This is a genomic window from Paenisporosarcina sp. P4_E4_2, from assembly GCF_056401595.1.
This window is the reverse complement of the sequence record NZ_JBFUJC010000161.1, coordinates 1-6,870: the sequence shown is the minus strand read 5'-3', so window position 1 is coordinate 6,870 and position 6,870 is coordinate 1. Positions and strand designations below refer to the sequence as shown.

5 protein-coding genes are annotated in these 6,870 nt (G+C 34.0%); 3 read left to right on the top strand and 2 right to left on the bottom strand.

Features of this window, described 5'->3' with window-relative positions; translation table 11 throughout:
* The first annotated feature begins 118 nt into the window (after positions 1-118).
* On the top strand, positions 119-952 hold the full coding sequence (locus AC1DSB_RS11900; RefSeq protein ID WP_477531085.1) for an alpha/beta fold hydrolase: 834 nt from the start codon (positions 119-121) through the stop codon (positions 950-952).
* A 53-nt stretch (positions 953-1,005) separates the two neighbouring features.
* Here the strand turns inward: AC1DSB_RS11900 and AC1DSB_RS11895 are convergent, their stop codons facing one another.
* Positions 1,006-1,641, bottom strand: coding sequence for a DUF2238 domain-containing protein (locus AC1DSB_RS11895; RefSeq protein ID WP_477586781.1), 636 nt, complete (start codon positions 1,639-1,641; stop codon positions 1,006-1,008).
* Positions 1,642-1,830: 189 nt separating this feature from the next.
* Here AC1DSB_RS11895 and AC1DSB_RS11890 point away from each other — a divergent pair, with 189 nt between their 5' ends.
* Positions 1,831-2,415 carry a biotin transporter BioY gene (locus AC1DSB_RS11890; RefSeq protein WP_016428597.1) on the top strand — a complete coding sequence of 195 codons (585 nt, stop codon included), beginning with the start codon at positions 1,831-1,833 and terminating at the stop codon, positions 2,413-2,415.
* 592 nt (positions 2,416-3,007) lie between these two features.
* A complete protein-coding gene (locus AC1DSB_RS11885) occupies positions 3,008-4,231 on the top strand; it encodes a helix-turn-helix domain-containing protein (protein WP_477531084.1) in 1,224 nt (407 codons plus the stop codon).
* 447 nt (positions 4,232-4,678) lie between these two features.
* Here the strand turns inward: AC1DSB_RS11885 and AC1DSB_RS11880 are convergent.
* The coding region (locus tag AC1DSB_RS11880) for a dockerin type I domain-containing protein (RefSeq protein WP_477586780.1) at positions 4,679-6,870 on the bottom strand (2,192 nt) is incomplete at its 5' end.

The following is a 6,870-nucleotide window of genomic DNA, read 5'->3' as shown; positions in this document are numbered from 1 at the left end:
AAAGAAGAATTGTTGGATTCAATTGCTTTTATTAAAGCCAAACGAATCATGATAGCTCAAAGTCTAGTTAAATAGATAACACGCCAATACGCGGAGAATTTAATGGAGGCTACAAGGCATGTGGAACCAACAAAACGTTGAAACAGCTAGGGGAACTTTCGAGATTTTCATAAAAGGAAATGGCAAACCCATCTGTGTGACTCATTTGTATAGCGCCTATAATGCGAACGGAAATACATTTGCAAATGCATTTACTGATTATTACACTGTTTATCTCGTTAACTTGCGCGGCGCAGGCAAATCAGCCAAATACATACGTGATGAAGATTTAAGCATGAAAGAGTCCATCAGCGATTTGGAAGCCATTCGAGAGGCGCTTCATTTCGAAAAATGGGCATTTGCCGGCCATTCCACGGGAGGCATGCTTGGACTCGTGTATGCCATACAAACACCACATTCATTAACGAAAATCGTCATTGGAGGAGCTTCAGCATCTAAAGAATATATGAATCATCCAGGAAGTATTTACTGTAAAGACAATCCGAATAACAAACGTCTGCTTGAAATACTCAGTATACTAAACTCACCCACTAGCGCTAATGAAAAAAAGAGGGCTGCAGGACGGGAGTGGACCGAAATGTCCATTTACCACCCGGAGAAATACGAGGAGTATTTCAACACCCCAAATAGTGGAAGTGTAGTACCTGCGCGACTCAATTATTATTCCTACTCTGAACTGCCTAACTATGACCTTGTGCCTCACTTAAAGACGATCACTATACCGACAACAGTTTACTGTGGTTCGTATGATGCTCAGTGTCCTTATTTGTTTTCTGAACAAATCGCACATGCCATCCCAAATGCAAACCTATTAACATTTAGAGAAAGCAACCATTTCCCTTTCACTGAAGAACCCCAAAAATTCTTGGACATGATTGCGAAGACTATTTAATTAAACGAATGCTAACAATTCTTGTGAATAGGTTAATATTCACGATTATTTGGCTATCTTTCCTTCAAATCATCCAGTTTAGTCATTAGTCTGTTGTGTAAACCGTTCAATATAAGGATGGATAAAATGGCACCCAACAACGCACACGACATATCCCATTGCGCGTCCCACTGATCTCCTTGCATGCCTAAAAAGTCTTTGGCTACTTTTTTGGCATTTGGCAATTTTGTACTCATCCATTCAACGATTTCATATAAAGCTGCAAGGGCAAGTACCATACTGATGGATATGCCTGTCAGCCAACTCYCTTTAAATAACGGGGTTTTCCTCAATAAAATTTCCCTAATAACAATAACTGATAGCCCTTTTAGAAAATGTCCAAATCGATCGTAATGATTGCGAGCTAAATGAAACTCTTCTTTTAGCCAATTAAATAGAGGAACCTCGGCATAGGTATAGTGACCACCGATAAATGTAAGGATGGACAAGAGTGCGATAATGAAATAAGAAAGGGTTGTCAGGCGAAACTTATTATATGTCGCCACTACTACAATTAATGCGACCACTGCTGGCCCCACTTCTGCTACCCATGTCATAAAAACGGCCGGTTTGATAACAGACCACACTAAAACAGCTATAACCAATATAAATAGAAATATATGTACCTTTGTCTCCTTACTAAAACTCACCATTTTCACGTCCTTCCACTCAACAGTATGCGAAAAAACATATTGGTATATACCAATCACCATACCTATTGAAAGAAAGTAACGCTTAACTCTCTATTTTATGTGTTAACCTACTTTAAAAATAAGTTGACTAATAAACTCTGTTTTTCTATACTGATGCTATATTGAGTTTTGGGAGGGTTCACAAACATGACAAGTAGCACAGCAACAAGAACAGTCAATCATTCACGTACTTTACAATTGGTACAAACAGCGATGTTTGCCGCATTAATGATGATTGGAGCCAACATATCTTCATTTCTAATCATCGGCGGTGTCCCAATCACTCTTCAAACGTTCTTCGCCATACTTGCTGGTCTCTTATTAGGAAAACGCACTGGCGCAATCGCCATGCTTGTATATGCATTGATTGGTTTGGCAGGGTTACCTGTATTCGCAAACTTTTCCGGTGGATTTGACACAATTCTAAGTCCAACGTTTGGCTTTATTGTTTCCTTCATTTTTGTCGCATATTTCGCAGGTCTCATTGTTGAAAAGTTCCCAACGAAAGTTGGTTTTGTAATTGCTGCATTGGTCGGAACTGCAGTCAACTACCTATTAGGAACGAATTGGATGTACGCTGCATATAAGCTTTGGTTTGCAGCTCCAGAAGGATTTTCATACCAAATGGCTTGGGCTTGGATGGCCGTACCATTGCCAAAAGATCTCCTGCTAGCGGTTCTTGCCGGTTTGTTTGGCTATCGCTTAAAACCGATTATTCAAAAACAAAAATAAATGTGGTCACACAAACACCCACACCAATCAGGTTAATCTCCGATTGGTATGGGTGTTTTTCTAAACAATAACAAAAGCCTACTTGTGATGTTAATCATTTTATAAAATTGTCTTTGTTCTTCTGATAGTCGATTTAAAATCGATTCAGTAATTTGAGATTGCATAAGACTTTTGTTGCGGCAATGTAAAAGATGTAAGAAAACTTGATGCTAATAATTTAGAAGTTTTTTCTTCTTTCGAAATTTCATCCCTCAACACTCTCCTTATAATATAATAGCAAAATAACATTTACTGGTAGTAAAATGGTTGGATATGCCTTAGTAGTTCCTTAGTACATTGCATTCCTCCCGAAAGAAGGATAGTGTAATGTAAGAATGTAAATAATTTGAAAACTCCATTAATTTATATTGTACTTAAGCATTTATGTAAGGGAAATTGTTCATAAAGTTGCTCATATTTCAAAGCAGAGTATATAAAATCATTATAAAAAATTTTAAAAACATTAAATTTTATAGAAAATAACTTGGGGGAATCTTGTTTTTCTATTACTCAAACACGTCAAATAATATTTTTCTAAAAGGAGAATTTCCTTATGATTGAGGGGAAAATCATTAAATATTATCGCGAAAAAAACAAATTTACTCAAGAGCAATTAGGAAAAGGTATTTGTTCTGGTACACATCTTAGTAAAATTGAGCGTTTACACACTGAATATGCACCTGAAATTATTACTCTTTTATCAGAACGTCTAGGTATAAATATTGAATACGAGATAACAAAACTAAATAATATTAAAAAGCTCTTAACTCATTGGCAAGATGTTATTATCATGCAATTGTTTGATGAAATGGATCTTATCAATCAAGAACTTGAGCAAGAAGACTTAATTCAAATCTCAGATTATAAAAATCTTTATAAATTACTTCGGGTTAGATATTTACTTTTGCATAATTTAACTGAGGATGCATTAAACATCATCTATGAAATACAAAAGAATGAAGATAAATTATCATCCTACGAAGCTAATCTATTAAAACACGTATTAGGTATTTACTATTTAACCAAACATGAAAATCTTAAAGCAATACAAGCGTTAAAATCAATTAATGAAACAGATTATAATAACAAAGAGTATACATACCATTTAGCAGTCGCATATCATTCCATCGAATCACCAGTCATGGCTTATTTTTACGCAGATAAATCGCGTGAATTTTTTAAAGAAATTAATAACTATCTCAGAGTAATTGATGCAGAAATGCTAATGCTGATTCAAGTAAAAGATGTTGGAGATTCTAAAGAACCCATTCAAAGTTTCGAAAGGTTAATCAAAAGCTGCGAACTTTGTAATTCACCTGTTCGGAAAGCAAGATTATTACACAACTTAGCATATGAATACTTTAGAAGAAATAATTTTGAACTAGCAAGTAAGTACTATAAAGATTCAATGAGTATGAAAGATAATGAATCTAACCCTTATTTACTTTCTTTAGAGGGTTATATTCGAAGTTTATTAAATGGGAGCATACTTCCACGTGATAAATTATTGCAGATAGCAGAAGAGGGACTTGAAACTGCTATAAAGAAAAATGAAAAAATATATATAAATTTATTTAACCTACTTTGTTATTTAATTCAAGATAAGGAACAAGAATACCATCAATTCTTACGCGATCATGCATTACCTATGTTTAAACAATTCGGTATTGTCTATTGGATCCAACGCTCAAAAAAAGAATTATTTAACTATTATAATAAATCAGAGCAAGCTAATAAAGCTTTAAAAATGGCGGAATTACTAATCAATCATGAATAAAAGGCGTATCACTTATCATAAGTGATATGCCTTTTTTTACCACCCCAAATAATCAACCAGCGAAAGCACCTAGAATAGCTAATAGTAAACCCTTCATAAATTCCCGGCCTTTATTAAATTTTTTTTTTGTTAAATAAGAAGTGCATTCCTCATTCCTAAAGAAACGTGCCCGATCGTTGAAGATYGTCCTGGAACATCCGCACTGCWTGGAYATTCCAGAWAAGCCCCCGATCGTATTATAAGGTCAGCCAGATATTTWAAATGAACCCTTACCCTTATRRMACTGATGCTTTTTGAACGCAGAGWGMTTGATTTCAAAAGTAAWTAAAAAACCTTAACCCAATAAAATAAGGGCTAAGGCTWCTTAAAATCYTATTTAATTACTGTCTATTTACTGTAGTAAGCCATAAAATGGTTCTTCGTTTGATTATAGAAACTAGCTTAGGATTATTTTAATCCTAACTGATTTAACACAGTATCTAATGTAGAACCTTTATACGAAGTTTTCGCTTTAGGTGCATTCGGAACTGTACTATTTTGTAATCCATAGTTTTTAATAAGAAGATTCATATCCTTTTTATCAACAACTCCATCGAAGTTCAAATCTGCTCCTGATTTATTTGTTCCCCAATTTGTTTGTAGATATAATGCATCCATTACATCAATTACATTATCTTTATTTGCATCCCCAGCTCGTGCAACTTTTAATAAGTCTTTGTAAGACCTACCTATTAATTCTCCACGAATGTCATCAAATAGGAAGTCAACTGTTTTATACATTGTAAAGTGTCCAGGAACATCTACTTTAATCGTATACGGCTTTGTATCTGCCTTAATACCATCAAATGTATAATCACCTTGTTTTGATGTAACTGGTGCTTCAAGGACAGTTTTTCCATCAAATGATGTTAATGTTACTTTCGTTCCTAATGTCCTGTGATCAATTGCAATATTCTGTCCGCCTGTAGTTGGATCTTTCGCACCTTCTATTTGAACTTTACCATTTAACTTTGACACTTTTGCATTTACAGTATAATTATCTATATAAGTGAAAACATTTTTCATTTCTACATTTGATTGGTCAATAGTCGTTGCATTGTAATCCCATCCAATTGAAGGTTCTGTAGTATAGCTTTTATCTAGAGTTTTTACGTCAAAATTAAATAACTGTAGGTCCTCAGGTAACGTTTTATCACCTAAATACGTAAATGTAAACGTATATTGTAATCTGTTTTCCCAAGTTGTTGGTGCAGTTGTTACTGAAACTTGTGCGCCGCCATATTGTTTAACCTCATCGTTAACAATTACATTTTCAATTGCACCTTGATCCTTTTCTACTTGCATTGTTAATTTTGTCGTTTTTAGGTTTTTAACATTATTTGAACGAACTGTATAATTTATTGTCTCTCCAGTAGTTATACTTTGTTTATTTGCTTTCAAATAATAGTAAGGTGTTGTATTTTTTGTAAACACAACGTGTTGATAGGAAGAAGCATTCATTGCAGCATCTAAAGCATAGAACACTACCGGTAATGTTGCATATTTACTATCAACTAAAATTTGATCTGAATAGTCACCATTTTTATCTACAAAAACAGGTTTTGAAGGAAATGGTGATGCATACCGATAAACAAATGAATTTCTTGATTGTTCAACTGGAATACCGTACTTTTTCGCCTCATCGATTTCAGGATCATTTATGTTGAGCTTAAAGTCATATAACATTTGTCCCTTTGAATCTAGATCGCTATCACTATATTCAATTACTTTTTGATCTAACGAATCAAAGCTAGCTGTAAAATTTGGAGTTCCATACTCCAGCATAAAATCTTTTGCCATAGAGAATGTTTTTCCACTTTCACTTGTTCCTACTAGTTTCAATTTATAATGACCAGGTCTAATTAATTTTTTATCACTACTGATCGGATTTTTTGAATCACCTGTAAATGGGAAGTAAGAATCACCCGCTAGTGCTGAAACTCTATATACTTGATTTTCATTCAGTAAGCCTGTATTTAATGATCCAATTAACCCTAAATCTTCACCTGTTTTTGGATCTTGAATGACAACATCTAATGTTTTCATATGTGATTTTAATGAAAATGAACCATCCATAAACGGATAGAAATTAGCAATTGGGTTTGACATTTTGTTTGTATACAATGGATTAATTAGCTCTAATGTATCGATTCCCTCGTACACTACACGGCCACCAAATGGAATTTGATATTGCTCAGTTGAATCCTCATTATTTGTAAAGACGATATATCCCTCATATGTTCCTTTTTCGGCTGTTTTCGGAATGTTTAACTCAAATTTAATTGATTTTTGACTAATTGCATTTAATTTAACTGAAGTTGGACCTGTTAAGGTCACTCCATTTTGAGCTGCATCTTTGGATCCTCTTAATCCTGTTTGGAAATTAACATTTACACTAAATGTTTTTGCTTGTTCACTTCTATTTTTCACTGTAATATTACGTGAATCATAAATATCTTGGTCATCAAATCCATATGAACCAAAACTGATTCCACCCGTTAATTCTTTGATTAACTTTTGTTTTCCATTGATACTTGTAGGTGTTTTATCTACTACTTCAAATTCAACATTCGAATGAATTGCTTCATATGCATCAACAC